The sequence below is a fragment of the Bradyrhizobium sp. BR13661 genome (assembly GCF_029892425.1).
GTDB lineage: Bacteria > Pseudomonadota > Alphaproteobacteria > Rhizobiales > Xanthobacteraceae > Bradyrhizobium.
Map to the genome: position 1 here is coordinate 44,042 of NZ_JARXWB010000005.1, position 24,311 is coordinate 68,352.

The following is a 24,311-nucleotide window of genomic DNA, read 5'->3' on the forward strand; positions in this document are numbered from 1 at the left end:
CTCTAGTCGTTCTCGTAGCCGTAGACTTCCGGCAGGATGAAGATGGCCGCACACAATCCGATCAGCGGGAAGATCGCGACGAACAGCGTGGCGTTGGCCTGCCCGATCGCTGCGAACAGCGACGGGAACAGGAAGATCGCCAGGAACGACGGCAGCTTCACGAACATGTAGGCAAAGCCACTGGCGGTGCCGCGGTACTTCGGCTTGGCGACCATGGTGGGGATGGTCATGCAGTTCGACGCATCCCAGTAATGGCCCCACAGCATCGCGGCGGCCGCGAACGGCAGCAGCATCTTGTTGTCGGTGTAGAGCGCGAAGGCGGCGACCAGCAGCGCGCACAGCACGATCGAGAAGCCCGCAATCGCGATCCCGCGATGGCCGATCTTCGGCGTCAGCAGAGGGCCGACCCAGCCCGACACAGCGGCGAAGCAGAACAGCGCCATCGTCACGAGGTTGTTGCCGAGAATGCTCGACACGCCGACCATCACGAACAGCACGGGCAGATAGAACGCGAAGGTCGAGAACTCGCTGCCTTGCGCGAAACAGGCGATCCAGCCGTAGATCGTGGCGCGCCAGCGGATCGGATCCTTCCTGAGGTCGCTGATGAAGTCGCGGGTCGAGACCTTCGGCATCACCACGTCCTGGTCGGGCAGCATGGCGAGATCGTCGTTGAACATCTCGCGCGCAACTTGCTTGGCCTCGCGGAAGCGCCCCTTCTGCACCAGCCACACCGCCGTCTCCGGCACGTCGTGCCGCATGATCAGGATGATCAGGGCCGGCACCGCACCGAGGCCGAGCGTCACGCGCCACAGCGTCTCGTGATGGATATCAAGCAGCAGAAAGATCACGATGACGCCGATGGTCAGGACTTCGCCGACGGCGAACATGAACTGCCAGCGATTGCCCATCACCTCGCGCTCACCCTTGGCCATGGATTCCATGATGTAGGTGTAGCCGGTCGAGATGTCGGAGCCGAGCGGAATGCCGAGCAGGAAGCGGATTGCGACGAGCCAGCCGACGCTGGGCACGAAGGCCTGCGCCAGCGCCAGCACGATGAACATCACCATCGTGACCAGGAACATGACGCGGCGGCCGATCTTGTCGGACATCCAGCCGCCGAGTATTGCGCCGATCAGTGCGCCGCCCTGCGTGCCCGCCGCGGCAAGGCCGAGCATCAGCGGATCGGGATTGTACTGCTCCTTGATGAAAATCAGCACGAAGGCGATCGAATAGAGATCCCAGGCCTCGACCAGGATCGAGGCCATCATCAGCCAGCCGACCTTGTTGCCCTTGGGGCTGTAATTGGTGATGAGGTAGCGGACCGCGGCTTCGCTCGCGGTCGGTTGTGGCACGGCCATAGTCGACATGTCTGGTCCCTTCTTCAAAACTCTTTACGCGCCAAGCAGCGGCTCGATGCTGCAATCGAGCAGGCGCGGATCGATCCCCGCCTCCATGCCCGTGAACATCTGGTCCATGTAGTCGATCAGCGCATCGCTCGCCTTCACGGCGTCGTCGACGCGGCGGCTGGCAATCGCGGTGAGAATGGCGAGATGGCGATCAATCGTGCCTGACAGATCAGTCTGCCCCGGCATGAAGCGGTGATGGATGTAGCCGATGCGGCGATACAACGTGTGCAGCGGCCGCAGCGTGTGCACCAGGAACGGCTCGCCCGCAGCCTCGAGCACCAGCGCGTCGATGCGCCGGTCGAGACTGTTGAATTCGTCGAGCGTCAACGTGGCGCGTCGCTCGCGCAGCAAGCGCTCGATGTGCAGCGCCTGATTGCGGTGCGATAGGCTGGCGCGGTCAGCCGCAAGACGAACGACAAAACGCTCCATGTCGCGACGCAAGGCCAACAGCATGCGCTCGCGCGCGAGATCGATCGGCGCGATGTGCAGTCCATGACGCGGACGAATGATGATGAGCGTGTCGGCGGACAGACGATTGACCGCGTGATGCACAGGCGTGCGCCCGAAGCCCGTGATCTGCTGCAATTCCAGCATGGTCATGAACTGGCCGGGCTTGAGCTCGCAATGAACGAGCAGCTCCTCGATCTTCTGATAGGCCAGCTCGAAGAAGTTGAGACGGTTGCGCCGCGAGGGCCTGCCCTCGCCGTCGTCGTCTGATCTCACCACCTCGAGCGCGCGCTTGCGCCGTGCCATGTTCGCCTCCCGTCCGCCTCGCGCTGTCGCTCGCAGGGCGGCGCCTTATTTGTGGCACCCTTAAAACATGTTGTGATATATTACAAGCGGGCGTAAGACTCCCGCACGTCACGCATCATGTTGCGGTGCGAAATGAACAAGAGCGGCGCGAGGCGCCTGTGCTGGGAGGACATTGGCCGTGAAGATCACGTCGATCGAGACGCTGCGCACCGAGGAATTCTCCAACGTCATCTGGGTGCGGGTTCACACCGACACGGGCATGATCGGTCTCGGCGAGACCTTCTACGGCGCAGGCGCAGTCGAGGCGCAGATCCACGACACCTTTGCCGGCCGCCTGCTCGGCCGCAATCCCCTGCACATCGAGGCCATCCATCGCGACATGCTGAACCTGCCGATGGCGCAATCGTCCACCGGCGTCGAATATCGTGCAGCGTCAGCGATCGACATCGCGCTGTGGGATCTGTTCGGCAAGGTCTGCGGCCAGCCGGTGCACCAGATGCTCGGCGGCCTCTGCCGCGACAAGCAGCGCATCTACAACACCTGCGCCGGCACGCAATACGTCCGCTCCACCAATATCAGCCCGGTTGCGAACTGGAATCTCGGCGCCAACAAGGGTCCTTACGAAGACCTCGACGGCTTCATGAACCGCGCCGATGCGCTGGCCGAAAGCCTGCTCGAAAGTGGCATCTCGGCGATGAAGATCTGGCCGTTCGATCCGGCGGCGCAGGAGAACAAGGGTCTCTACATCACGGCCGCGCAGATGAAGCAGGCGATCGAGCCATTCGAGAAAATCCGCAAAGCCGTCGGCGACAAGATGGAGATCATGGTCGAGCTCCACTCGCTGTGGAATCTGCCGACCGCAAAGCAGATCGCGCGCGCGCTCGAGCCGTACAAGCCGACCTGGTACGAAGACCCGATCCGCATGAACTCGCCGCAGGCGCTCGCTGAATACGCCCGCTCGACCGACGTCTGGGTCTGCGCCAGCGAGACGCTGGGCTCGCGCTTCCCCTACAAGGACATGCTCGACCGCGATGCCATGCATGTGGTGATGGCAGATCTCTGCTGGACCGGCGGCCTCACCGAGGGCCGCAAGATCGCGGCGATGGCCGAGACCTATCACCGGCCTTTTGCGCCGCATGATTGCATCGGCCCGATCGGCTTCATCGCCGCCATCCACATGTCGTTCAGCCAGCCCAACACGCTGATCCAGGAATCCGTGCGCGCCTTCTACAAGGGCTGGTACAATGAACTCGTCACCACGATGCCTGTTATCAAGGACGGCTATGTCTTCCCGATGGAAGGCCCCGGCCTTGGTGTCGACCTTCTTCCCGCCGTCTTCGATCGTTCCGATCTGATCGTGCGACGCTCCAACGCTTGAGGATTATTTGAGATGAGCACCGCCCTCTTCGATCTTTCCGGCCGCACCGCCCTCGTGACCGGCTCCTCCCGCGGGCTCGGCCGCGCCATCGCCGAAGGCATGGCCAAGGCCGGCGCCAAAATCATCATCAACGGCGTCGATCCCAAGCGTGTCGAGCAGGCCGTCGCCGAATTCCGCGCCGCCGGACATCAGGCCGAAGGCGCGGCGTTCAACGTCACCGACGAGCCCGCGATCGTCGCGGCCTTCAATGACTTCGACAAAAAGGGCATCGCCGTCGACATCCTCGTCAACAACGCCGGCATCCAGCATCGCAAGCCGCTGGTCGAGTTCACCACCGACGAATGGCGCAAGGTGATCGAGACCGATCTCACCAGCGCCTTCGTGATCGGCCGCGAGGCCGGCAAGCGGATGATCCCGCGCAAGCGCGGCAAGATCATCAATATCGGCTCGCTCGGCAGCGAGCTGGCGCGCCCCACGATCGCGCCCTACACCGCGGCCAAGGGCGGCATCAAGAATTTGACCCGCTCGATGGCGGTGGAATGGGCCCAGCATGGCATCCAGGCCAATGCGATCGGTCCGGGCTACATGCTCACCGACATGAACGAGGCGCTGGTCAACAACACCGACTTCAACAACTGGCTGATGGGTCGCATCCCGTCCAAGCGCTGGGGCAAGCCGGACGAGCTGGTCGGCGCGGCGATCTTCCTCGCCTCGGACGCCTCCACCTACGTCAACGGCCAGATCATCTATGTCGATGGCGGCATGATCGCCGCGATGTGATCGCGAAACTGAGGAACGAAGCCATGCGCGCCGTCGTCATTCACGCCCCGAAGGATTTGCGGATCGACAGCTACCCTGATCCGGCGCCCGGCCCGGGCGAGGTCCGCGTCAAGATCGCCAATGGCGGCATCTGCGGCTCCGACCTGCACTATTACCATCACGGCGGCTTCGGCGTCGTTCGCATCCAGCAGCCGATGGCGCTGGGCCATGAGATCGCCGGCGTGGTCGCAGCCGTCGGCGACGGCGTCACCAGCGTGAAGGCCGGGACGCGCGTCGCGGTCAATCCGAGCAAACCGTGCGGGGTGTGCCTTCATTGCCAGGAAGGCATGCGCAACCAATGCCTCGACATGCGCTTCCTCGGCAGCGCGATGCGCTTTCCCCATGTGCAGGGCGGTTTTCGCGAGTTCATGACCGTCGATGCGGCGCAGGCCGTGCCGATCTCCGACAAGCTCTCGCTGGCGGAAGCCGCGGTCGCCGAACCTCTGGCGGTTTGCCTTCATGCCGGCAAACAGGCCGGTCCCCTGCTCGGCAAGCGCGTGCTGATCACCGGCTGCGGCCCGATCGGCGCGCTGATGATTTTGGTCTCGCGCTTTGGCGGTGCGTCCGAGATCGTGGTGACCGACGTCGCCGACGCGCCGCTGGCGGTTGCCGAAAAGCTTGGCGCCACGCACGCCATCAATGTCGCGACCAATGCCACCGCGCTCGATCCCTGGCGCGCCGGCAAGGGCGTGTTCGACACGCTGTTCGAAGCCTCGGGCAATCAGGCCGCGCTACGCGCTGCGCTCGACGTGCTCCGTCCCGGCGCGACGCTGGTTCAGCTCGGCCTCGGCGGCGAGATGACGCTGCCGATCAATGCCATCGTCGCCAAGGAATTGCAGCTCCGCGGCACCTTCCGCTTCGATCCCGAGTTCGAGCTGGCGGTCCGGCTGATGGGCGAAGGCCTGATCGACGTCAAGCCGCTGATCACGGCGACCATGCCGTTCGAGAACGCGGTCGCGGCGTTCGAATTGGCGACCGACCGCTCGCAATCAATGAAGGTGCAGCTGACATTCTAGAGCTATTGGTTCTCGATTAGCCGGTCACTGACCAGCCGGACGGCGCCGCGTTTCCACGAATAGTCTGCGCCCAGGCGCAAGCCACTGTCGCCGCGCGCCAGCACGGCACCGGTTTTGGTATCGCGCACCTGAAAACCGAGCGTGTATTCGGTGCGGCTGACCCGCCGCACCACGCCGATCAGCGACTGGTCAGCGCCGAGCTTTTGCGCAATCGCGGCCTCACAGCCATCGCAGTCGCGCAAGGCGCGCGCCTTCGCCGCCTCTCCGCCGACATCGACGATGCGATAGCGGCCAGACTGGCCCAGCGCCTCGCGCACGCTGGCCGTCACCTCGGCGAGATAGGACGCATCCGACGTGGCAGACGCGCCCGCCGAGGCGGCAGTCGTATCCTCGAGCTCGAAATCGAACACGGCCAGCGCGACCGGCGCTGGCGTTGTGAGCGCGGCCATGATCTCGCGGGACACGAAGATCTCGGCACGCTCCCACGATTCATCATTGTCACCGCGGAAGGTATAGAGCTTGTCCATCACGACCTTTTTGGCGCCGACGTCGATCACCGCGACCTTGGCCCATTGCACCAGCGTGCTGGTCTTCTGGATGCCGCCGATGACCTTGAACGTCGCCCCCTCCTGCACGGACGGCGCCAAACGGTAACGCGGGTCGGCGGCGATGTCGCGCCGGAGCGCAACCATGAACGCCTGCAGCCGCCTCTGGTGGGCGGCGTTCTGATCGGTCGGCTCGGCTGAGGTATCGGTATAGCTGAAATCGTCGAGAGCAATGGCGGTGGCCTCATTGGCCGCGGCCCGGCCATCCAGGCCGGCGGCGAGAAGACCAAGGAAAGACAGCAACGAGAGGGTGCGGCGCATGGCGGGCCTCGCATGACGGGAGAGCCGCAAGTTAGGCGGACCTTTCGCGCAAGGCAGCCGTGGCTATCCCGAGCAGAGCCGGGAAAATTTCACGGGGGTGCACTGCGGTAAGCGTGCCGCTTTCCGCCGCCTGCATTCTGCCCTTTAATGCGGGCGCGACAATTCCGTTCGCGCAGGTGCCCGCCGATGTGGAACCGCCCGAGATTCGATCTCAAGGTCCGCCTGACCTTGCGCGTGGCCGCCATATCGGCCGCCTGCTTCGCTGCAATCTCCGCTTACTTCCTGATCACCACCGACCGCGCCGCCCATGCACGCATCGATGGCATTGCCGCCATCGTGGCGAAGACACTGGAGCTGCAGCAAGGCAAGGTGTTGTGGACCGCGAGCCCGCGCTCGGACTTTCCCAACCTCGATCCCGTCTCGGCCTATGTGATGACACCCGGCCTGTGCCTGGCTTTCCGGGCCACAAGCGGCGAGATGCTCCAGCGGTTCTGCAGCGGGGCGCCTGTCACGGATGACCCACCACCGCAAGCCTTCACAGCGTTCTATCACAGCCTGTTCGACCCCGGCCGCGAAGCCGCGCGGCCCGTGATCCTGCGCGGAACGAAGCTCGGCGAGGCCGTGGTCTCGGTCGATCCGGCCGTGCAGACGGCAGAGGCCTGGCACGAGGCGGGCCGCCTGATGCTGGCGCTGGCGATCGCACTGCCGCTGCTGTGCATGTTGGTCTACGCCGCGCTGGCGCGTGCGCTGCGCCCCACCCGCTTGATCAGCAGCGGCCTCGAGCGGATTGCCGCCGGCGACCTCACCGCGCGGCTGCCGCCGTTCGACCTCGCCGAACTGTCCGCCGTGCGCGACGTCTTCAATCATCTGGCGGAGAGCCTCGACACCGCGCTTGCCGAGCGCGCCGAGCTGACCCGGAAATTGATCGCGCTTCAGGACGAGGAACGCCGCTATCTCGCCCGCGAGCTGCACGACGAGTTCGGCCAGTCGCTGGCCGCGATCCGCGCGCTCGCCTCCTCAGCCCGCCAGACCGCCGCACAGGATTGCCCCTCTTTGCTTGGCGAGTGCGACGGCATCGCCCGGACCGCAACTGGCATGATGGAGACGCTGCGCGGCACGCTGTTCCGGCTGCGGCCGCCTGACGTCGAGGAGCTTGGCCTCGTCGCCAGTCTCGAAGGCCTTGTCGCGGGCTGGAATGGACGCAGCCGCGGCGAGACGCGCTTTGCGATCCGTTTCGACGGCACATTCGAGACCCTTCCGGCCGCGATCAGCGCCAACCTCTACCGCATCGTGCAGGAAGCGCTCACCAACGCTGCCAAGCATGCCGGCGCCACGAAGGTCAATCTCGAACTTGCGATGCATGCCGACGAGATCGCGCTCGCCATCGACGATGACGGCCGCTCGACCGATCCCGTCGCGAAATCGGGCATGGGCCTGCTCGGCATGCGTGAACGCGTTGCGGCCTTGCGCGGCCGGCTGAGTTTTGAAGCCGGCCCCCACGGCGGCTCCGCGTTGCGCGTCATTATTCCGGTCGTGGCACCCGATCAGCAAGTGATGGAGCACGCGGCATGACCGCGACGATCCTCCTGGTCGACGACCATTCCGTCGTCCGCGAAGGCTATCGCTCCGTGCTCGAGAAGCAGCCGGGCCTGCGCGTCATCGCCGAGGCCGGCGACGGCGCGGAGGCCTATCGCCTTTACAAATCCGAGACGCCCGACCTCGTCATCATGGACCTCAGCATGCCCGGCATTGGCGGAGTGGAGGCCGTCAGGCGCATCCGGCAATGGGACAAGGCGGCAAAGATCCTCGTCTTCACCATGCACGAGAATGCCGGCTTTGCCGTGCAGGCCATCCGCGCCGGCGCAAGAGGCTACGTCACCAAGACCAGCCCGCCCGAAACGCTGGTGCGCGCGGTGATGGACGTGCTTGCCGGCAAGATCGCGATCAGCCCCGATATCGACCACGAGCTTGCGCTCAGCCGGATCAGCGGCGAGAGCTCGGCCGCCGATGTGCTCACGCCACGCGAGTTCGAAGTGATGCGGCTTCTGCTCGCCGAGAACACCACAGACGAGATCGCCGAAACGCTTCATGTGAGCCCGAAAACGGTCGCGAATTTGCATTCGCTGATCAAGGACAAGCTCGGCGTCGGCTCTGACATCGAGCTGGTCCGGCTGGCGCTGCGCCAGGGAATTTTGACAGAGCCCGATCTCGGCGAGGCCTGAGCATCACCTGCCGGAGATCATTCGCGCGCAACGACCTGGTCCAGCCACGCGCAATTCAGCGGCGGCACGCGCGGATCCGGTACGCGTACGCCGCGGGCCGCGGCATCCATCCGCATGTCGCGCAGGCGCTTGCGCTGCTCGTCCGGCATGTTGAGCCGTTCGTGGCCCCACAGCGACGGTCCATCGAAGGTCTCGTGCGGCTGCCATGTCGCGGGATCGATGATGCGTCCGCCCCAGCCATATTCGATAAAGAAGCCGGACGGCGTGTTCACGTAAAATGAGGTCATGTGGTCGTTGGTGTGCCGGCCCAGCGTGTAGGCGATGCGGCCATCGTCCATCTGCGCGAGATCGTAGCCCTGCCCGACATCGTCGAGGCTGCCGAGCTCGACCATGAAATGGTGCAGCGCCTTGCGGCCGGAGCCCACCATCGCAAACGAGTGGTGGCGGCCGTTGACGTGGAAGAAATAGAGCCCGTACGGCTTGAGCCCGAAATCCGAGACGTGGAAGCCGAGCACGTCGCGATAGAACGGCAGCAGAGGCTCGACATCTTCGACATTGAGCACGACGTGCCCCATGCCGAGCGCGCCGGTCCGAAAGCCCGAGATCGGCCGGCCTGGCTTGAAAGGCTCGGTTGCGAGCGCAGGCTTGCAGAAGGCCTCGAGCCTGTTGCCGGCGGGATCCGCGAACGCGATCAGCTCGCCGACATGCCGCTCATCGGCCAGCGCGCGCGAGCCGCGCGTGACCTTGACGCCGTGGCTTTCCAGCCGCCCGGCCAATTGATCCAGCTCCGCGATCGAGGGAACCTCCCAGCCCATCACCGCGAGGCCGGCATCGCTGCTGCCGTCGACGATCAGGCGCTGCTTGCGGTCGTCCATGCGGAAGGCGCGCGTCTTGCCGCCGCGATCGACCTGCTGCATGCCGAGCAGCCCGGTCGCCATCTGCCCCCATTGCTCGAGCTGCGACGAATTGATGCCGACATAGCCAAGCGCGGTGATTTCCATCGACGTTCTCCCAAAGGCACCCGCTGCACTGCGGCGAACTTGATACCGGCCGCGTGCGATCCTACGGTGGCGCCGCAATCGCTTCGCGTTTGCAACGACGACGATAGTCGTGGGAAGACGCCACGCAAGGGAGGAATTGGGAAGTGTCCAAGGAGCGGACGCGAAACGGGCCGCCGCGGCAGTCGGAGGGCGTCCGTGCCTTCAAGCGCGGGCTGGACGTGCTGCAGGAGGTCAACCGCTCCGGCGGCATCCGTGCCGGCGATGTCGCCCGCGCGCTCGACCTGCCCCGCCCCACCGTCTACCGCCTGCTGGAAACGCTGGAGGAACTCGGCTATGTCGCCCGCAGCGCCAGCGACGACCGTTTTCGCGTCACCCGGCTCGCCCTCAGCCTCGGCGATGGCTACGACCCCGGCGTGGTGATCTGCCAGGCGGCAGCCCCTTATCTCGCCGAGCTCAGCAAGACCCTGGTCTGGCCGGTCGATCTCTCCACTTACGAGAACGCAGCGATGGTGGTGCAGGAGACCACCCATTCCCGCAGCCCGCTCTCGATCGACCGCGGCATGATCGGCAAGCGCCTGCCGATGCTGCGGACGTCCGCGGGCCGCGCCTATCTCGCCGCCTGCCCCGCGCGCGAGCGCGACCTCATCGTCAGCCATCTCCGCCGCATCGACGAAGCCGACGATCGTCCCTTCCTCGACCAGGGCCGCCTCGACAAGATGATCGCTGAGACGCAGGCGCGCGGCTACGCGATACGGAACGAGGGCGAATACAATCCGAAGACGGCATCGATCGCCGTGCCTATTGTTCGCAATGGCACGGTGTTCGGCTGCATCTCCATCATCTGGATCCGCTCGGCGCTGGGGATCGCGGAAGCCATGGCGCAGTTCGTCGGCCCGCTGCGCGATACGGCCGAAGCGATCCCGGTCAGTCCCTAGCTCACCCGCACTGGCAGTGAAGTAAGCCCGCGCAGCACGTTGTTGAGCGCAAGCACAGGCTCGCCGATCTCGAAGCGCCGCACCTTTTCGACCAGAACTTCGAGAAGCGCGGTCATCTCCAGCCGAGCCAGATGCAGGCCGGCGCACATATGCGTCCCGTTGCCGAAGCCGAGATGATCACTGGCACGGCGGCGCACGTCGAAGCGCTCGGCGTCTTCCCATTTCCGTTCGTCGCGGTTGGCCGAGGCATAGAGCAGCAGCATCCGGCTTCCACCCGGAATGGTCATGCCGCCGATCGTCGCATCCGTGGCAAGATGGCGGGTGAAGCCGCGAATGGGCGATTCCAGCCGAAGCGACTCGTTGATGGCGTTGGGGATCAGCGTGGGGTCACCTCGAACCAGATCCCATTGCGCGGGATATTGGCCGAACAGCATAATCAGGTTCGCGGTTGCAAAGATCGTGGTGTCGAGGCTTGGTCCAAGATAATCGCGCATCAGCACCGGACAACGCTCTGGCTCGACCTCACCACGCTCTCCGGCCTGGAAAATACGATCGCCCCAGCTTCCCGGCCGCAATTGCTCGCGAATGCCTGCGCCGCCGAGATAGCCGCGCATATCCTGGACGTCGGTCATCGCAGCGCAACCGCGCGCATTCATCGTCCCGAGCACGTTGAACGTGGCCGACGCCCAGCGCAGCATGCTGCCGCGGCCGTAGTCCTCCAGCCCCACCAGCTTGGACACGATGGTGAGCGGCAGGTGCTGCGCAAGATCCGTCACCGCATCGAACTGCCCGCGCGTTACGAGGTCCTCGACCAGCCGCCGCGCCTCGGCGCGGATCTGCGGGCCGATCTCCTCCAGGGCACGCGGCAGCAGCGGCGCGGCAATGATCGCGCGCAACCGGTCGTGCAGAGGTGCATCGCTCGCCAGCGTCGTGCCGCGCGACATCTCGTTGACATGATCGTTGGCGGCAACTCCCTGCGCCGATGAAAACACACCGGGGTTGCGCAAGGCGGCGCGGACGTCCTCGAAGCGTCCCAGCGCATAGAGCCCATTTTGGGGAAGCCACACCGCTGCGCCCAGATCCCGAAGCGCCCGGTAGTGCGGATAGGGATCGCGCAGCACGTCGTCGCCGTAGAGATCGAAATCGTAGACCGGACACTCCGCTATCGCTGGCATCATCCCTGCTCCGTTCTGCTACTCAGCGCACGGCGATCCATTCGCCTTTATCGAGCTTGCCGAGTGTCAGCGCGCTCTGGTCCAGTCCGGTGTGGTCGTTCGGCCCGTAATTGTAGACGCCGCGCGACCCCGCGATGCCCTTGAGCCCTTCGATCGCGCTCCGCAGGCCCTCTCGAAATTCCGCCGTTCCGGGCTCTCCCGCCTTCAATGCTGCAGGGACCGCACGCTCGATCAGGATCAATGCATCGTAGGCCGAGCCTGCAAAGATGTTGCGGCTGCCGGGTCCGAACTTGGCCTCATAGCGCTGGATGAAGTCGAGCGCCGCCTTCTTGGCGGGATAGTCGTCCGGGAACGACGCGGCGCCGACGGCCGGACTCAATGGCACGAAGATCCCATCGCCTTGCGCGCCTGTCAGCTTGCGGAAATCGCCGAATGTGGCACCCAGCGTGCCGTAGATCTGGCCCTCATAGCCCTTCTCCCGCAGTTGCAGCAACGGAAGCGCCGCCGGCGCTCCGGAGGCTGCGATCAGAACCGCATCCGGCCCGGCCGCGATGATCTTCAGGATCTGCCCCACCACCGTGGTATCCGTCCGCGCATATTTCTCGTCGGCGACGAGCTCGATTCCCGCGGCCTTGCACATATCGGCGCTGACCTTGCTCCAGGCGTCGCCGTAGGAATCGCCAAAGCCGATCAGCGCGAGCTTCTTCACGCCGGTCTTCTTCATGTTCGCAAACAACGGCGTCGCCTCATGATCGTCGTTGGTCGTGGTCTTGAAGATCCAGCGCCGCCTAGCATCGACCGGGGCGACCAGCGCGTTAACAGGCGCGAGTGTGATGACCGGCAGTTTGTATTCGACCGCCGGATCGATCGCGGCGAACGAGCCTGGGGTCGAGGTCGGACCGACAAGAATGTCGATCTTGCTCTCCTGGTAGAGCTTGCGCAGCGCAGCGACCGCCGCGGTGCTGTCCGACGCCTCGTCGAGGAAAAGATAATTGACCTTCTTGCCGGCGATCTCGGTCGGACCAAAGGTCGTTCCGTTCCGCTCGGCGTTGCCAATTGCGGCAGCGGGTCCGGTTGCCGACAGGATGATCCCGACATTGATGTCGGCAGCAAAGCCTGGTGCCACGCACAATTGCATCGCAAGGCACACGCCCAGCATGGATCGCAGCATCGTCGTCTCCTCCCGTCGGCCGCCGCGCGGGCGGCCTGAATTTTATTTCCTTTGTCTCTTCCCTAGCCAAAACGAGCCGGCGGCGCGTAGCGCTATCAGCGAGTTGTCCGGCTGACGGACAGCAGGCCGATACTGAGGTCGCGCGTCCCGATGACCCCGCGTCCGCTGGGTGGACACTTGGCGCGACGGCATTGATGCTGCGGCGCGGCTTGGGGAAGAGATAGCCCCATGCAAGATAAATCCGCCCTTGAAGAGTTTGATGTCGTCATCGTCGGCCGTGGCCCGGTCGGTGCCACGCTCGCCAATCTGCTCGGCCTCTGTGGCGTGCGGACGCTGGTGCTGGAGCGCGAGGCGCGGACTTATCATCTGCCGCGCGCGGTACATTTCGACGACGAATGCATGCGCGTATTCCAGACCATTGGCCTCACCGATGCGATCCTGCCGCATGTCATCCTCAGCCCCGGCATGCTGTTCCTCGATGCCGACGGCAAGATGCTGCTGGACTGGTCCCGGCCGCAGACGCCGACGCCGATGGGCTGGAATCTCAGCTATCGCTTCCACCAGCCTGATCTCGAGGACGTGCTGATCGCCGGCCTTGCACGCTGGCCGCACGTCAGCATGCGCAACCGCTGTGATGTCTTCGCGCTCGACCAGGATGAGAGCGGCGTGCGCGTCCGCTACGAGGATCTCTCCAATGGAAAACTCAGCGAGGTCCGCGCGGCCTACATCATCGGCTGCGATGGCGCACGGTCCCTCGTTCGCCGCTTCATCGACTCCGGCATGGACGATCTCGGCTTCCACGAGCGCTGGCTGGTGATCGACGTGCTGCTCAAGCGCGCGCGTGACGATCTCGGCGACTACAGCCTCCAGCATTGCGATCCCAAGCGGCCGGCAACCTATGTCCGCGGCACCGGCACGCGCCGGCGCTGGGAGATCACGGTCCTCCCCGACGAGGATTCGAACGACGTGGCCCAGCCGGCAAAGGTCTGGGAGCTGCTGGCGCGCTGGATCACGCCTGAGGATGCCGAGCTCGAACGCGCCGCGGTCTACACCTTTCATTCCGTCATCGCCCAGCAATGGCGGAATGGCCGGCTGCTGCTCGCAGGCGATTCCGCGCACCAGACCCCGCCCTTCCTCGGCCAGGGCATGTGCGCCGGCATCCGCGATGCCGCCAACCTGGCCTGGAAGCTTGCGAGCGTCGTCCGCGACGGCGCCTCGCCCAGCCTGCTCGACACCTATCAGACCGAGCGCCAGCCGCATGTGCGCGAGTTCATTGAGCTCGCCATCCGTCTCGGCGGTGTCATCAACACCAAGGCGATCGAAGCGGGTCTCGCGGCCGGCCAAGCCCGTGAGAATGCGCCGGTCAAGCTCGAGGTGAAGAAGCCCCTGCTCGGGCCCGGGCTCGCGCTCGGCGACCTGCCTCTCGCCGGACATCTCGCGCCACAGTTCACGCTGAAGGGCGGCATCCGCGGCGACGATGTCATCGGCTATAGCCACGTTCTGCTGGTCGAGAGCGCGGTGCGTCCCGCAATTTCGCAAACGGGGATCAAAATGCTGACCAGCGACGATGCCCAGGGCATCGGCCCCTGGCTGCGCGAGCACGGCCTCACCGCCGCGCTGGTTCGCCCCGACCGTTACATCCGCGGCACCGCCCGCAACGATGCCGAGCTCGACCGGCTCATCGCCGCCATTACGCCTCCAACCCACGTGCCGTCCGCGGCCTGACCGAACACCAGGATATCTCATGAAGCTGCTCTCTTTCATCGCTGGCGGCCGCGCCTCGTTCGGGGCCGTCAAGGACAATGGCGTCGTCGATCTCGCATCGCGCATGGCGCCCTGCACCACGCTGCGGCAGTTGCTCGAAGCGGATCGCGTTGCCGAAGCTGCAAAGCTGGTCGCCGCCACCGCGCCCGATCATCCCCTCGATGCCATCAGCTTTGCGCCCGTCATCCCCGATCCCGGCAAGATCATCTGCGTCGGCCTCAACTATCGCGACCATGTCGCCGAGACCGGCCGCACCGTCACCGAGAAGCCCGCGCTCTTCGTCCGTTTCCCCTGCAGCCAGGTCGGCCATCTCCAGCCGATCGTGAAGCCGAAAGTCAGCGACGATTTCGACTATGAAGGCGAGCTCGCGCTCGTCATCGGCAAGCAAGGCCGGCACATTCCCGCGAGCAGCGCGCTTCAACACATCGCCGGCTATGCCTGCTACAACGAAGGCAGCGTCCGCGACTGGCAGCGCCACACCAGCCAGTTCCTCTCCGGCAAGACCTTCGCGGAGAGCGGCAGCTTCGGTCCGTGGCTGACGACGGCGGACGAGATCCCCGACCCGTCGAAGCTCACGCTTCAGACCCGCCTCAACGGCACCGTCGTGCAGAACACGACGACGGATCTTCTGATCACAGGTATCCCCGACCTGATCGCCTACATCTCGACGATCTGCCCGCTCGTCCCCGGCGACGTCATCGTCACGGGCACGCCGGGTGGCGTCGGCCTCAAGCGCACGCCGCCGCTGTGGATGCGCCCCGGTGACACCGTCGAGGTCGAGATCTCCGGCATCGGCGTCTTGCGCAACAAGGTAGTGGCCGAAGCAGCCTGACCGTCTGCGACATCAAATCAACGATAGAATCAGGGAAACGCCATGGCCGCCATCCGCTCGACATCCACCGCCCTCCTGCTGATCACGCTGGCGCTCGCGAGTACCGCGCGCGCCGAGATCAAGGGCGATGCCGTCCGCATCGGCGTCCTCACCGACATGAACGGTGTGTTCGCCACTGCGATGGGCCCGGGCTCTGTCGAGGCGGCGCGGATGGCGGCGGAGGAGTTCGGCAAGATCAACGGCAAGCCGATCGAGATCCTGCAGGCCGACCACCAGAACAAGCCTGATCTTGCCGCCTCGCTGGCGCGAAAATGGTTCAGCGACGGCGTGCAGGCGATCGCGGATGGCGGCAGCTCGGGCGCAGCGCTCGCGGTGCAGGAACTCGTGCGCGGCAACGGAAAAATCTTCCTCGTCTCCGGCGCCGGCGCCAACCAGCTCACCGATGAGGCTTGCGCGCCCACGAGCGTGCAATGGACGCAGGACGCCTACTCAACCGCGACCGCGGTCGTCTCCGGAATCATGCAGACCAGCAAGGAGCCGTGGTTCTTCATCACCGGCGACTACGCCTTCGGCCATTCGATCGAGGCGACCGCGCGCGACCGTATCGCCGCGCTCGGCGGCAAGGTCGCCGGCAGCGTCAAGGCGCAGCTCGGTACGCCCGATTACTCATCGTTTCTGCTGCAGGCGCAGTCCTCGGGCGCAAAGATCCTCGCGATCAACGTCGCCGGCGACAACGCCACCGCGATCAAGCAGGCCGAGGAGTTCGGCCTCGCGGATCAAGGCATCAAGATCGTGCCGATGTCATTCCAGAACGTCGACATCGAGGCGGTCGGCCTAAAGGCAACGCGCGGCGATCTGATCGTCACCTCGTTCTTCGAGGACGTCTCCCCGGCGGCGCGAAAGTTCTCCGATGCGTTCTACGCCCGCCGCAAGGCGATGCCCTCGCAGATCCAGGCCGGCGTCTATTCCGCCGTCCGCCACTATCTGCAAGCGGTGAAGGATACCGATTCGGACGACAGCGCCACCGTGATGGAAAAAATGAAGGCGACCCCCGTCTCCGACGCCTACACCACCAACGGCCGCATCCGCGAGGACCAGCGCATGGTGCACGATCTCTATCTGGTGCAGATCAAGACGCCAGCCGAATCCAAGGGCCCGTGGGATTTCGTCAAGCTGGTCGCGACCATCTCGCCCGACCAGGCGTTCCGCCCGCTCGACCGCAGCAAGTGCAGCCTCGTGGGCAAATAACCTTCAGGCCAGATAGCGCGTGAGATAGCCTTCCATGGCGTAGAGCGCGCAGAGCGCAAGGCTCGACCACACGGCGGCGCTGAAATAGAGGAACATCCAGGTCAGCTCGCCCTTCCAATGCGCGATGTCATGGGTCACCACCCATCGCGTCGAGACGTCGTGCAGGCCCTCGAGGAAGCCGAGGAACCTGTTGCCCTCTGCATGCCCTGCCCGCCAGCGGCTGAGATACATGGGAACGTCGACGGTGACGAGGAAGGCGAGGAAGCAGGCGATGCCGACGATGCCCGCGATCAACGCCCAGCGCACCACGCCCTGGAATTCCGGCACCAGACGGCACAGCGCGATTCCCGCGAGGAAGAACGTCACCGCCCAGAGCGAGTTCTCGATCGCGTTGAACAAGAAATTGGTGGTCACCACCGCATACCAGGAGAAGCATTCCGCGATGATGATGACAGGCACGATCACCAGCGCGACGTTCACCGCGGTCTCGGCGCCCGTCATCTTGCCAAGCTGATGCAGGATGATCGCCCATTGGGCGGCGAAGCAGACTTCGGCCACGGTCGCGACCGTGCGGCCGACGAAGACGCTCGACAGCCAGGTGTCGAACAGGCAGATGCGCTGCACGTCGGCGCGCGGCAGCACCGAGCGGAAGGCGCAACCGAACACATAGGCCGCGCAGAGCAGGAACATCAGGCCGATATCCGAGCCGCCGCCGATGCTGCCAGCCACGCTCGGATAGAACTCGCGGTACAGCATGAACCAGACGAGAATGTTCGTAGCGCTGACCAGCGTCAGGGAGCCCCACCACCACGCCAGGGGATTTGACCGTGCCTGCCACTGCAACATGAACCGCTCCGCCGTAGTCATCATGACATTCAACGGTAGCAATTCTGTCATAAATCTGTCGTTCCAGGCGACAAAAATTTACGTGACGGCACTGTCATAATTCGCCTGCGCGCTGTCATAAATCGCGAAGGCGCCGGCGTTTCCGGGCTTATTCCGGGGGCGCCATTTCGACGGCGCCCCCGAATCACGAAGCCGTCCTATTTCTTCAGCCCACCGACATAGGCCGCGAGCTTGTCCAGCGTCTGGTAGCCGTATTCGACGGCGCCGAAGCCGATCATGCCGTCGCGCTGCTCGGTGCTTGCGGCCAGCTGCCGCATCATCAGCACGGTCTTGCCGTTGGCCTGCTCGGCAAAGGTGATGGTGAAGCGGAACATGCCGGGATCGTCGTCCTGGTCGCCGCCGTGGTCCATCTCCATGAAGGATGGCCGCTCGATGCGGAGGAAGCGCATGCGGTTCGGATAGACCGTGCCGTCGGGTCCGATCATGTTGAAGCGCCAGACGCCGCCGACCCGCACATCGATCTCGAAGGTCTCGATCTTGAATCCCTTCGGCCCGAACCATTGCGGCAGGTGTTTTGGATCGGACCACGCCTCGAACACCAGATCGCGCGGCGCGTCGATCACGCGCGACATCACGATCTCGCGATCCATCGACCATTGCGACAGGGCAGCGTTGGCAGCACTCGTCATCGTCAGGCACCTTTCCGTTTACTTGGCTTGTTGGTCGTCTTCTCTGTTGTTTTGGACGGCCGCTTGGCGGCCGCCCTCTCCTTCTTGAGCTTCATCACGTAAGCCTCGAAGCGATCGAGCCGCGCTTCCCAGATCGCGCGCTGGTGCTGGAACCAGTCTTCCGCGCTGAGCAGCGCTTCGGGGCTGAGCCGGCAGGTGCGTACGCGGCCCTCTTTTTCGGACTGCAGGAGTCCGCACGTCTCCAGCACGTGGATGTGTTTCATGAAGCTCGGCAGTGCCATCTCGAAGGGCTCGGCGAGCTCGCCGACCGAGGCTTCGCCTGCGCACAGCCGCATCACGATCGCCCGCCGCGTCGGATCGGCAAGCGCTGCGAAGACCTGGTCGAGCTGGGATAATTGGTTAGCCATGGAGCTAACTATAGGCGCATCGCGATCCGGCGTCAATAATTGTTAGCTCATCAGCTAAGTTTTTTCGTGGCCCGGATGGAGCGCAGCGCAGATGCGCGAAAACGCCTCACACCGAGCGCGTCAGCCCGCCGTCGACGCGGATATTCTGGCCGGTGATATAGGCCGCGCCGTCGGATGCGAGGAACGAGATCGTCGCCGCGATCTCCTCGACCTTGCCGTAACGCTTCAGCGGCACGCTGTCGCGGCGCGCGTCGGTCTGCGGCAGGCTGTCGATCCAGCCCGGCAGCACATTGTTCATGCGGATGTTGTCGACCGCATGGGTGTCGGTGAAGATCTTTGTGAAGGCGGCAAGGCCCGCGCGGAACACGGCCGAGGTCGGAAACATGGAACTCGGCTCGAACGCCCAGGCGGTCGAGATGTTGATGATAGCACCGGCCTTCTGCGCCTGCATCACCGGCGTCACCAGCCTGACAGGACGGATCACGTTCAGCAAATACGTGTCGAGGCCGATGTGCCACTGCTCGTCGGTAATCTCGGTGATGGCAGCACGCGGGCCATGGCCTGCGCTGTTGACGAGCACGTCGATGCGCCCCCATGTCGCCAGCGCACGGTCGACGAGACGCTTCAGATCGTCATTGGACTTGTTCGAGCCTGTGACGCCAAAGCCGCCGAGCTCGGCCGCTAGCGCTTCGCCCTTGCCGGAGGACGACAGGATGGCGACGCGAAAGCCGTCGGCCGCGAGCCGCCGCGCGGCCCCTGCTCCCATGCCGCTGCCGCCTGCGGTGACCAATGCGACCTTCTCTGCTGCCATGATCGGATATCCCTGTGATAGCGTTGCGGCGAGCTCAAGGTTCAGTCCCCCAAGGAGCAGTCTACCAGGGCTCAGCCAGTCGAAAGGCCTTCTACAGCCAGACGCGCCCGCGAACCAGACTTGCCAACAAGCCTATTGTCACGAGGTCACGCCACATGAGCGATTTGCAGATCCGCAATTTACGCCCCGACGAGATCTCCATCGCGATCGACTGGGCCGCGGCCGAGGGCTGGAATCCCGGCCTGCTTGACGCCGCCTGCTTCGCGATCCCCGACGCGCAAGGCTTCTTCGTCGGCGAGATCGACGGCGAGCCAGTCGCGACCGTCTCCTGCGTCATCTACGACGATCGCTTTGCCTTTCTCGGATTCTACATCGTACGTGCAGGCTTTCGCGGCAAAGGGCACGGCCTGCGCATCTGGAACGCCGCGATCGCGCATGCGGGCACGCGCGTGATCGGCCTCGACGGCGTCGTGGCACAGCAGGACAATTACAGAAAGTCCGGCTTCCAGCTCGCTTACGCCAATATCCGTTATGGCGGCGTCGTTGCCGCGCCACCGACGCCGCCCGCGGACGTCGTGGCGCTCGACAAGATCCCGTTCGCGCTCGTGCAGGCCAGCGATGCCGCCGTCTTCCCGGCGCAGCGCGGCGATTTTCTGCGCGCTTGGATCAACGCACCTGGACACGTTAGCCGCGCATTGATGCGCGACGGCAAGCTCGCCGCGTGGGGAGTGATCCGCCCTTGCCGGACGGGCTGCAAGATCGGCCCGCTGGTAGCCGATGATCGCGCCGCGGCGGAGGCCGTGTTGCATACCTTGCTGGCGAGCCCGGGATGCCGCGAGATTGTGCTCGACATCCCCGCGGTGAACCGCGATGCTATTGCGCTCGCGGAATTCCTTGGGCTGAAGCCGACATTCGAAACGGCGCGAATGTACACTGGACCGGCCCCGTCACTGCGGCTCGACCGCGTGTTCGGCGTCACCAGTTTTGAACTGGGCTAGTACCGATTTTGAACAAGCCCGCCTGAAATTTGTAATCTGCTTCACGTTGCCGCTGCGATGCAGCGTGTATGGGTGTTCGATCCGCCGATTGTCCCGGACGGCTAGAACGTCATTTTCTGACCATCGATATTTTCATGCGCGAGGATTTCATGACCGAAGCCAGAACCAAGGCTCGCTTTCTTCAGTACACGGCCGATGAGACGCAACGCATCGGGATCGGGGCTGCGCTGGTGCTTGCCGTTGTGATGGCCCTCGGTCTGCACACGCTCGTCTCCGCGCCTGCGATACGGGAGGCCGCCCAGACGGAGCTGGCACGAATCATTGCCGATGAGGATCGGGATGTCTGCGGTCAGTTCGGGCTGCGCCCGGGGACGTCAGCATTTGCGGCCTGCAGCCGCGAGCTCGCCAATGTCAGGCAGAAGCAATCCGACCGCGACCAGGCGGCCGCGGCGGGAATCCTCTGATACCAGCAATCCTCGAATGCAGTGAGCTGCGCCGCTCAGTAGCAGCGCATGATGTTGACGGTGTGCTCGCCGCCGCCGCGGCCGGGCACCGTCACCTGCTCCGTCGGACAGCTCGGCACATAGGGCCGATCAGACGGTACGACATTTGGCGGGAAGCGATGTGCCCAGTCCCACGGTACGTCGTAGGTGTAGGTATAGCGAACGTCGTTTGTGACCGGCTGCCCGGCATCGGCGAACGGCTCGCTGTAGCCCATGCTGTCGTTGTAGAAGGCGCCGCCGCCCGGCCAGTAGACCCAGGGATTGTTGAAGCGATTTCCGCGGCCGTGGAACCGCGCACCAGGCGCGATCGGCGGTCGCGCCGCAGCCACCATGCCGTGCGGAGCAGCGCCGCCCGGTCGTGCAAAACTGTCAGCGGCAGTAAGGAGCAGCGCGGCGGCTGCGCTGAGCGAGGCGAACAACGCCCCATATGATCTGGACATCATGATACGCACCAACTCGTCTGGCTTCGCAGATAACGGCTCCCCACCGCAGGCTAGGCCGGTCCGTCACCCGCCCGCAAACCTATAATTAATTATTGGTTAAGGCACGGGATTAATGGGGAACCGGGTGGTCTCGTAGGGTGGATTGGACGACGACCGCGCGAAGCGCAGTCGTGGGCGTAATCCACCGCTTCTGTGACCGCGGAGACGGACACTGGTGGATTACGCCTTCGGCGAAGGGGTTACGACCCTTTGTGTTGCCTGACGGGCAAAACACGCTAGGCGTGGGGCAATCCGCGCCGTCGAAAATATTCCGCTTTACCGAAATTCGGAAACGGCGTATGTGTCGCGGCAACCCGGCCCATGGAAGAGGGGCGTATCGCGATCGTCACGAACGCGGGCCGGACGGCGGTGGACGCAGGCCACATCGGCGCGATCAGGTTTTGCAGGGCGGGCGACCGTGAGCGAGATCACCGCGCAAACGACCGGTGTGATCGGCGTACGGCAAAATCGTGTGGTCCTGGCGCCCGGAGCCTGTGCGCCAAGCCTTGTGGTGATGTGCGATGTCCAACCGGGCGTGCACATCAGCCATCCGCAAGGCGACGGGGGCAATAGTGCATCGCTCCCCGGGGAGATCACGACATAAGCCGTCAACCCACTGCGCAGGGAAGGCCGGATGTTTCGGCTTCACCTGTATGCCGCTGTGCAGCCTCTTGTAGCGCAATCTTCGCACAGTGGACCGCGGGTGCCAGTCGGGCACCCGGTCTTCCCTGCGCTCTCTTTCAAAGGGGGTGAGGCGACGGAGCAAAGCTCGGGCGAGGTGAGCCGCGAGGATGATCAGCTATGTCTGACGTTGAAAAATGGTGTCGTGCCCCGGACGCTGCGCAGCACGAAGTGATGCGCTGCAGAGCCGGGGCCCATCTCGCCGCATTGTGCCCTGTGGCTTTCTGGGTCCCGGCTCTGCGCCGCACCGCTACGCGCTGCAGCGCGTCCGGGACGCGAGGGCCACTCCGCAACGACGAATCCGTGGATGCCGAGCCCTCTTCCAGTCACTTCTTCACGCCGATCCGCCCTTGTAACAAAAGCGTCATACAGCAAAACTAAACGATTGCCGGGGGCCGCGGTTCGGCGGCCATGCCGCCTCATCGCTAGGAGATTTTGATGCGCCGTTCACTGGTGTTGCTGTCCGCCGGGCTGACAGTCCTTTCCACCGGATTTGCGTCCGCTGAGAATAACACGCCCCGGAACCTGATCCTGTTCATCCCCGACGGGCTGCGCGCACTGAAGGTCACCCCCGAGACCGCGCCGGCCATGGCCGAGGTCCGCGACAAGGGCGTCAACTTCAAGAACTCGCACTCGCTGTTCCCGACCTTCACCATGGCCAACGGTTCGGCGATGTCGACCGGTCATTATCTCGGCGACACCGGCGTGTTCTCCAACACGATCTGGACCAACTACACCTCAGGTCCGGCCGGCGACACCGTGGTTCCCTTCATCGAGAACGACGCCGTGCTCGGCGACATCGACGAGCATTTCAAGGGCGACTATCTCAACGAAGAGACCGTCTTGAAGATGGCCCGCGACAAGGGCCTGAGCACGGCTGCGATCGGCAAGGTCGGCCCGACCTATCAGTTTGATCACACCGACCATCCGGAGAAGCCGGGCCAGCACTCGATCGTCGTCGACGATGCTACCGGCGGCAAGGTCGGCGTGGCGCTCTCGGACGAGATGAAGGATGCGCTGACCAAGGCCGGTCTCGCCCTCACCGCCCCCAGCCGCGGCGACAACGGCAAGGCGGGCGACGCCAAGACGCCCGGCACGACGACGGCCAATGTCGTGCAGCAGGCCTATTTCGCCGACGTCGCCACCAAGGTGGTGCTGCCGATGTTCAAGGCGCGCAACAAGCCGTTCGTGCTGGTGTTCTGGTCGCGCGATCCTGACGGCACCCAGCATAACCAGGGCGACAGCCTCAACCAGATCCTGCCGGGCATCAACGGCCCGAGCTCGATGGCGAGCATCAAGAATGCCGACAACAACCTCGCCCAGATCCGCAAGGCGCTGGACGAGCTCGGGCTCGCGGCGAGCACCAACATCATGATCCAGGCCGACCACGGTTTCTCGACCATCTCCAAGGAGAGCAAGACCAGTCCCTCGGCCAAGGTCAGCTATGACGACACGCCAAAGGACTTTTTGCCGATGGGCTTCCTCGCCCTCGACCTTGCCAAGGCTCTCGACCTGCCGCTGTTCGACCCCAACGACAAGAACGCGGCCGTCACCGGCAACGCCCATCCGAAGGCCGGCAACGGCGTGCTCGGCAAGGAGCCGACCAAGCCCGACCTCGTCGTCGCCACCAATGGCGGCTCGGACCTGATCTACTTGCCGAACAAGGACAAGAAGCTGGCGGCCAAGACCATCAACGCACTGCTGGAACAGGACTATATCTCCGGCCTGTTCGTCGATGACCAGCTCGGCCGCTTCCCCGGCACCCTGCCGCTGTCGAGCATCAATCTGCGCGGCAAGGCGGCGACGCCGACGCCGGCGATCGTCGTCAACTTCCGCTCCTATGCCAGCGAATGCGGCGAGGCGCCGACCAATTGCTCGGTGCAGGTGGCCGACACCGTGCTGCGTCAGGGCCAGGGCATGCATGGCAACTTCAGCCGCGGCGACACCTACAACTTCATGGCCGCGATCGGTCCGGACTTCAAAGCCGGCTATGTCGACGAGCTGCCGGTCAGCAATGCCGACGTCGGCATGACCGCAGCGCGACTCCTCGGCCTGCACGGCTCGGAGAACGGTGGCCTGGTCGGCCGCGTGATGTCGGAGGCGCTGCCGAACGGCATCGTGCCGAAGGCGTTCAAGGCCGTCGAGAGGTCGAAGAAGAAGTCCGAGAACGGCCTCGAGACCGTGCTCAACGTCCAGCGCGTCGGCAGCCAGCGCTATTTCGACGTCGCCGGTTTCCCCGGCCGCACTCAGGGACTCGAGCCGGAGACCGGCAAACAAAAAACGGCGGGGAAATAACCCCGCCGCTTCA

At 64.6% G+C, this 24,311-nt stretch carries 23 protein-coding genes; 12 read left to right on the plus strand and 11 right to left on the minus strand.

All coding sequences use genetic code 11. The features are described 5' to 3' along the window. Positions 1-2: 2 nt before the first annotated feature. Together M2427_RS09920 and M2427_RS09925 are read right to left on the minus strand one after the other, a co-directional pair. Complete coding sequence (locus tag M2427_RS09920; RefSeq protein WP_280706086.1) at positions 3-1,367, minus strand: MFS transporter; 1,365 nt, start codon at positions 1,365-1,367, stop codon at positions 3-5. Between the two features lie 24 nt (positions 1,368-1,391). Beyond that, a complete protein-coding gene (locus tag M2427_RS09925) occupies positions 1,392-2,159 on the minus strand; it encodes a GntR family transcriptional regulator (protein WP_280706087.1) in 768 nt (255 codons plus the stop codon). A 178-nt stretch (positions 2,160-2,337) separates the two neighbouring features. Here M2427_RS09925 and M2427_RS09930 point away from each other — a divergent pair, with 178 nt between their 5' ends. The 3 genes from M2427_RS09930 to M2427_RS09940 are packed head-to-tail and all read left to right on the plus strand — an operon-like array spanning position 2,338 to position 5,372. Then, positions 2,338-3,537 (plus strand): mandelate racemase/muconate lactonizing enzyme family protein, encoded by a 1,200-nt coding sequence (locus M2427_RS09930; RefSeq protein ID WP_280706088.1) that lies wholly within the window; start codon positions 2,338-2,340, stop codon positions 3,535-3,537. Between the two features lie 12 nt (positions 3,538-3,549). Then, positions 3,550-4,317: an SDR family oxidoreductase gene (locus M2427_RS09935; RefSeq protein ID WP_254132089.1), complete on the plus strand. Its 768-nt coding sequence runs from the start codon at positions 3,550-3,552 to the stop codon at positions 4,315-4,317. Between the two features lie 23 nt (positions 4,318-4,340). Continuing rightward, positions 4,341-5,372 carry an L-idonate 5-dehydrogenase gene (locus tag M2427_RS09940; protein ID WP_280706090.1) on the plus strand — a complete coding sequence of 344 codons (1,032 nt, stop codon included), beginning with the start codon at positions 4,341-4,343 and terminating at the stop codon, positions 5,370-5,372. Positions 5,373-5,374: 2 nt separating this feature from the next. Here the strand turns inward: M2427_RS09940 and M2427_RS09945 are convergent, their stop codons facing one another. After that, positions 5,375-6,238, minus strand: coding sequence for a DUF3280 domain-containing protein (locus tag M2427_RS09945; protein ID WP_280706091.1), 864 nt, complete (start codon positions 6,236-6,238; stop codon positions 5,375-5,377). Between the two features lie 186 nt (positions 6,239-6,424). Here M2427_RS09945 and M2427_RS09950 point away from each other — a divergent pair, with 186 nt between their 5' ends. Next, positions 6,425-7,810 carry a HAMP domain-containing sensor histidine kinase gene (locus M2427_RS09950; RefSeq protein ID WP_280706092.1) on the plus strand — a complete coding sequence of 462 codons (1,386 nt, stop codon included), beginning with the start codon at positions 6,425-6,427 and terminating at the stop codon, positions 7,808-7,810. Further along, entirely contained in the window at positions 7,807-8,460 is a 654-nt protein-coding gene (locus M2427_RS09955) for a response regulator transcription factor (protein WP_280706093.1), read from the plus strand. The genes M2427_RS09950 and M2427_RS09955 overlap by 4 nt, the downstream gene beginning before the upstream one ends. Before the next feature lie 17 nt (positions 8,461-8,477). Here M2427_RS09955 and M2427_RS09960 read toward each other — a convergent pair whose 3' ends face one another. Further along, entirely contained in the window at positions 8,478-9,461 is a 984-nt protein-coding gene (locus tag M2427_RS09960) for a VOC family protein (RefSeq protein ID WP_280706094.1), read from the minus strand. A 143-nt stretch (positions 9,462-9,604) separates the two neighbouring features. On the opposite strand from M2427_RS09960, the gene M2427_RS09965 reads away from it, so the two are divergent. Further along, positions 9,605-10,396, plus strand: coding sequence for a DNA-binding transcriptional regulator (locus M2427_RS09965; RefSeq protein WP_280706095.1), 792 nt, complete (start codon positions 9,605-9,607; stop codon positions 10,394-10,396). Here M2427_RS09965 and M2427_RS09970 read toward each other — a convergent pair. Next, positions 10,393-11,574, minus strand: a complete 1,182-nt coding sequence (locus M2427_RS09970) for a cytochrome P450 (protein ID WP_280706096.1) — start codon at positions 11,572-11,574, stop codon at positions 10,393-10,395. The genes M2427_RS09965 and M2427_RS09970 overlap by 4 nt on opposite strands. A gap of 19 nt (positions 11,575-11,593) precedes the next feature. After that, positions 11,594-12,742, minus strand: a complete 1,149-nt coding sequence (locus M2427_RS09975; protein WP_280706098.1) for an ABC transporter substrate-binding protein — start codon at positions 12,740-12,742, stop codon at positions 11,594-11,596. A 228-nt stretch (positions 12,743-12,970) separates the two neighbouring features. On the opposite strand from M2427_RS09975, the gene M2427_RS09980 reads away from it, so the two are divergent. The 3 genes from M2427_RS09980 to M2427_RS09990 are packed head-to-tail and all read left to right on the plus strand — an operon-like array spanning position 12,971 to position 16,586. Beyond that, positions 12,971-14,467: a bifunctional 3-(3-hydroxy-phenyl)propionate/3-hydroxycinnamic acid hydroxylase gene (locus tag M2427_RS09980; RefSeq protein ID WP_280706099.1), complete on the plus strand. Its 1,497-nt coding sequence runs from the start codon at positions 12,971-12,973 to the stop codon at positions 14,465-14,467. Positions 14,468-14,486: 19 nt separating this feature from the next. Further along, the gene (locus M2427_RS09985) at positions 14,487-15,338 is read left to right on the plus strand and encodes a fumarylacetoacetate hydrolase family protein (protein ID WP_280706100.1); all 852 of its coding nucleotides are present in this window, start codon (positions 14,487-14,489) and stop codon (positions 15,336-15,338) included. A gap of 42 nt (positions 15,339-15,380) precedes the next feature. After that, positions 15,381-16,586, plus strand: a complete 1,206-nt coding sequence (locus M2427_RS09990; RefSeq protein WP_280706101.1) for an ABC transporter substrate-binding protein — start codon at positions 15,381-15,383, stop codon at positions 16,584-16,586. Positions 16,587-16,589: 3 nt separating this feature from the next. Here the strand turns inward: M2427_RS09990 and M2427_RS09995 are convergent, their stop codons facing one another. The 4 genes from M2427_RS09995 to M2427_RS10010 form a co-directional block, all read right to left on the minus strand. Then, positions 16,590-17,432: a hypothetical protein gene (locus tag M2427_RS09995; RefSeq protein WP_280706103.1), complete on the minus strand. Its 843-nt coding sequence runs from the start codon at positions 17,430-17,432 to the stop codon at positions 16,590-16,592. A 197-nt stretch (positions 17,433-17,629) separates the two neighbouring features. Continuing rightward, on the minus strand, positions 17,630-18,121 hold the full coding sequence (locus M2427_RS10000) for an SRPBCC family protein (protein WP_280706104.1): 492 nt from the start codon (positions 18,119-18,121) through the stop codon (positions 17,630-17,632). A gap of 2 nt (positions 18,122-18,123) precedes the next feature. Continuing rightward, a complete protein-coding gene (locus M2427_RS10005; protein ID WP_280706105.1) occupies positions 18,124-18,528 on the minus strand; it encodes a metalloregulator ArsR/SmtB family transcription factor in 405 nt (134 codons plus the stop codon). Positions 18,529-18,634: 106 nt separating this feature from the next. Then, entirely contained in the window at positions 18,635-19,339 is a 705-nt protein-coding gene (locus M2427_RS10010; protein WP_280706106.1) for an SDR family oxidoreductase, read from the minus strand. Between the two features lie 155 nt (positions 19,340-19,494). On the opposite strand from M2427_RS10010, the gene M2427_RS10015 reads away from it, so the two are divergent. Both M2427_RS10015 and M2427_RS10020 read left to right on the plus strand, forming a co-directional pair. Beyond that, positions 19,495-20,337, plus strand: a complete 843-nt coding sequence (locus tag M2427_RS10015) for a GNAT family N-acetyltransferase (protein ID WP_280706107.1) — start codon at positions 19,495-19,497, stop codon at positions 20,335-20,337. 149 nt (positions 20,338-20,486) lie between these two features. Then, entirely contained in the window at positions 20,487-20,801 is a 315-nt protein-coding gene (locus tag M2427_RS10020; protein WP_280706108.1) for a hypothetical protein, read from the plus strand. A 35-nt stretch (positions 20,802-20,836) separates the two neighbouring features. Here M2427_RS10020 and M2427_RS10025 read toward each other — a convergent pair whose 3' ends face one another. Beyond that, positions 20,837-21,283, minus strand: coding sequence for a hypothetical protein (locus M2427_RS10025; RefSeq protein ID WP_280706110.1), 447 nt, complete (start codon positions 21,281-21,283; stop codon positions 20,837-20,839). Positions 21,284-22,441: 1,158 nt separating this feature from the next. On the opposite strand from M2427_RS10025, the gene M2427_RS10030 reads away from it, so the two are divergent. Beyond that, positions 22,442-24,298: an alkaline phosphatase family protein gene (locus tag M2427_RS10030; protein ID WP_280706112.1), complete on the plus strand. Its 1,857-nt coding sequence runs from the start codon at positions 22,442-22,444 to the stop codon at positions 24,296-24,298. Positions 24,299-24,311 lie beyond the last annotated feature (13 nt).

Excerpts from the sequence above, each read along its gene's own strand:
- M2427_RS09995 (WP_280706103.1), bottom strand. The coding sequence starts at position 17,432 with ATGTTGCAGTGGCAGGCACGGTCAAATCCCCTGGCGTGGTGGTGGGGC.
- M2427_RS10005 (WP_280706105.1), bottom strand. The coding sequence starts at position 18,528 with ATGGCTAACCAATTATCCCAGCTCGACCAGGTCTTCGCAGCGCTTGCC.
- M2427_RS10010 (WP_280706106.1), bottom strand. The coding sequence starts at position 19,339 with ATGGCAGCAGAGAAGGTCGCATTGGTCACCGCAGGCGGCAGCGGCATG.
- M2427_RS10000 (WP_280706104.1), bottom strand. The coding sequence starts at position 18,121 with ATGACGAGTGCTGCCAACGCTGCCCTGTCGCAATGGTCGATGGATCGC.
- M2427_RS09920 (WP_280706086.1), bottom strand. The coding sequence starts at position 1,367 with ATGTCGACTATGGCCGTGCCACAACCGACCGCGAGCGAAGCCGCGGTC.
- M2427_RS09950 (WP_280706092.1), top strand. The coding sequence starts at position 6,425 with ATGTGGAACCGCCCGAGATTCGATCTCAAGGTCCGCCTGACCTTGCGC.
- M2427_RS09990 (WP_280706101.1), top strand. The coding sequence starts at position 15,381 with ATGGCCGCCATCCGCTCGACATCCACCGCCCTCCTGCTGATCACGCTG.
- M2427_RS09940 (WP_280706090.1), top strand. The coding sequence starts at position 4,341 with ATGCGCGCCGTCGTCATTCACGCCCCGAAGGATTTGCGGATCGACAGC.
- M2427_RS09980 (WP_280706099.1), top strand. The coding sequence starts at position 12,971 with ATGCAAGATAAATCCGCCCTTGAAGAGTTTGATGTCGTCATCGTCGGC.
- M2427_RS09960 (WP_280706094.1), bottom strand. The coding sequence starts at position 9,461 with ATGGAAATCACCGCGCTTGGCTATGTCGGCATCAATTCGTCGCAGCTC.
- M2427_RS09975 (WP_280706098.1), bottom strand. The coding sequence starts at position 12,742 with ATGCTGCGATCCATGCTGGGCGTGTGCCTTGCGATGCAATTGTGCGTG.
- M2427_RS10020 (WP_280706108.1), top strand. The coding sequence starts at position 20,487 with ATGACCGAAGCCAGAACCAAGGCTCGCTTTCTTCAGTACACGGCCGAT.
- M2427_RS09935 (WP_254132089.1), top strand. The coding sequence starts at position 3,550 with ATGAGCACCGCCCTCTTCGATCTTTCCGGCCGCACCGCCCTCGTGACC.
- M2427_RS10030 (WP_280706112.1), top strand. The coding sequence starts at position 22,442 with ATGCGCCGTTCACTGGTGTTGCTGTCCGCCGGGCTGACAGTCCTTTCC.
- M2427_RS09945 (WP_280706091.1), bottom strand. The coding sequence starts at position 6,238 with ATGCGCCGCACCCTCTCGTTGCTGTCTTTCCTTGGTCTTCTCGCCGCC.
- M2427_RS09925 (WP_280706087.1), bottom strand. The coding sequence starts at position 2,159 with ATGGCACGGCGCAAGCGCGCGCTCGAGGTGGTGAGATCAGACGACGAC.
- M2427_RS10015 (WP_280706107.1), top strand. The coding sequence starts at position 19,495 with ATGAGCGATTTGCAGATCCGCAATTTACGCCCCGACGAGATCTCCATC.
- M2427_RS09955 (WP_280706093.1), top strand. The coding sequence starts at position 7,807 with ATGACCGCGACGATCCTCCTGGTCGACGACCATTCCGTCGTCCGCGAA.
- M2427_RS10025 (WP_280706110.1), bottom strand. The coding sequence starts at position 21,283 with ATGATGTCCAGATCATATGGGGCGTTGTTCGCCTCGCTCAGCGCAGCC.
- M2427_RS09985 (WP_280706100.1), top strand. The coding sequence starts at position 14,487 with ATGAAGCTGCTCTCTTTCATCGCTGGCGGCCGCGCCTCGTTCGGGGCC.
- M2427_RS09970 (WP_280706096.1), bottom strand. The coding sequence starts at position 11,574 with ATGATGCCAGCGATAGCGGAGTGTCCGGTCTACGATTTCGATCTCTAC.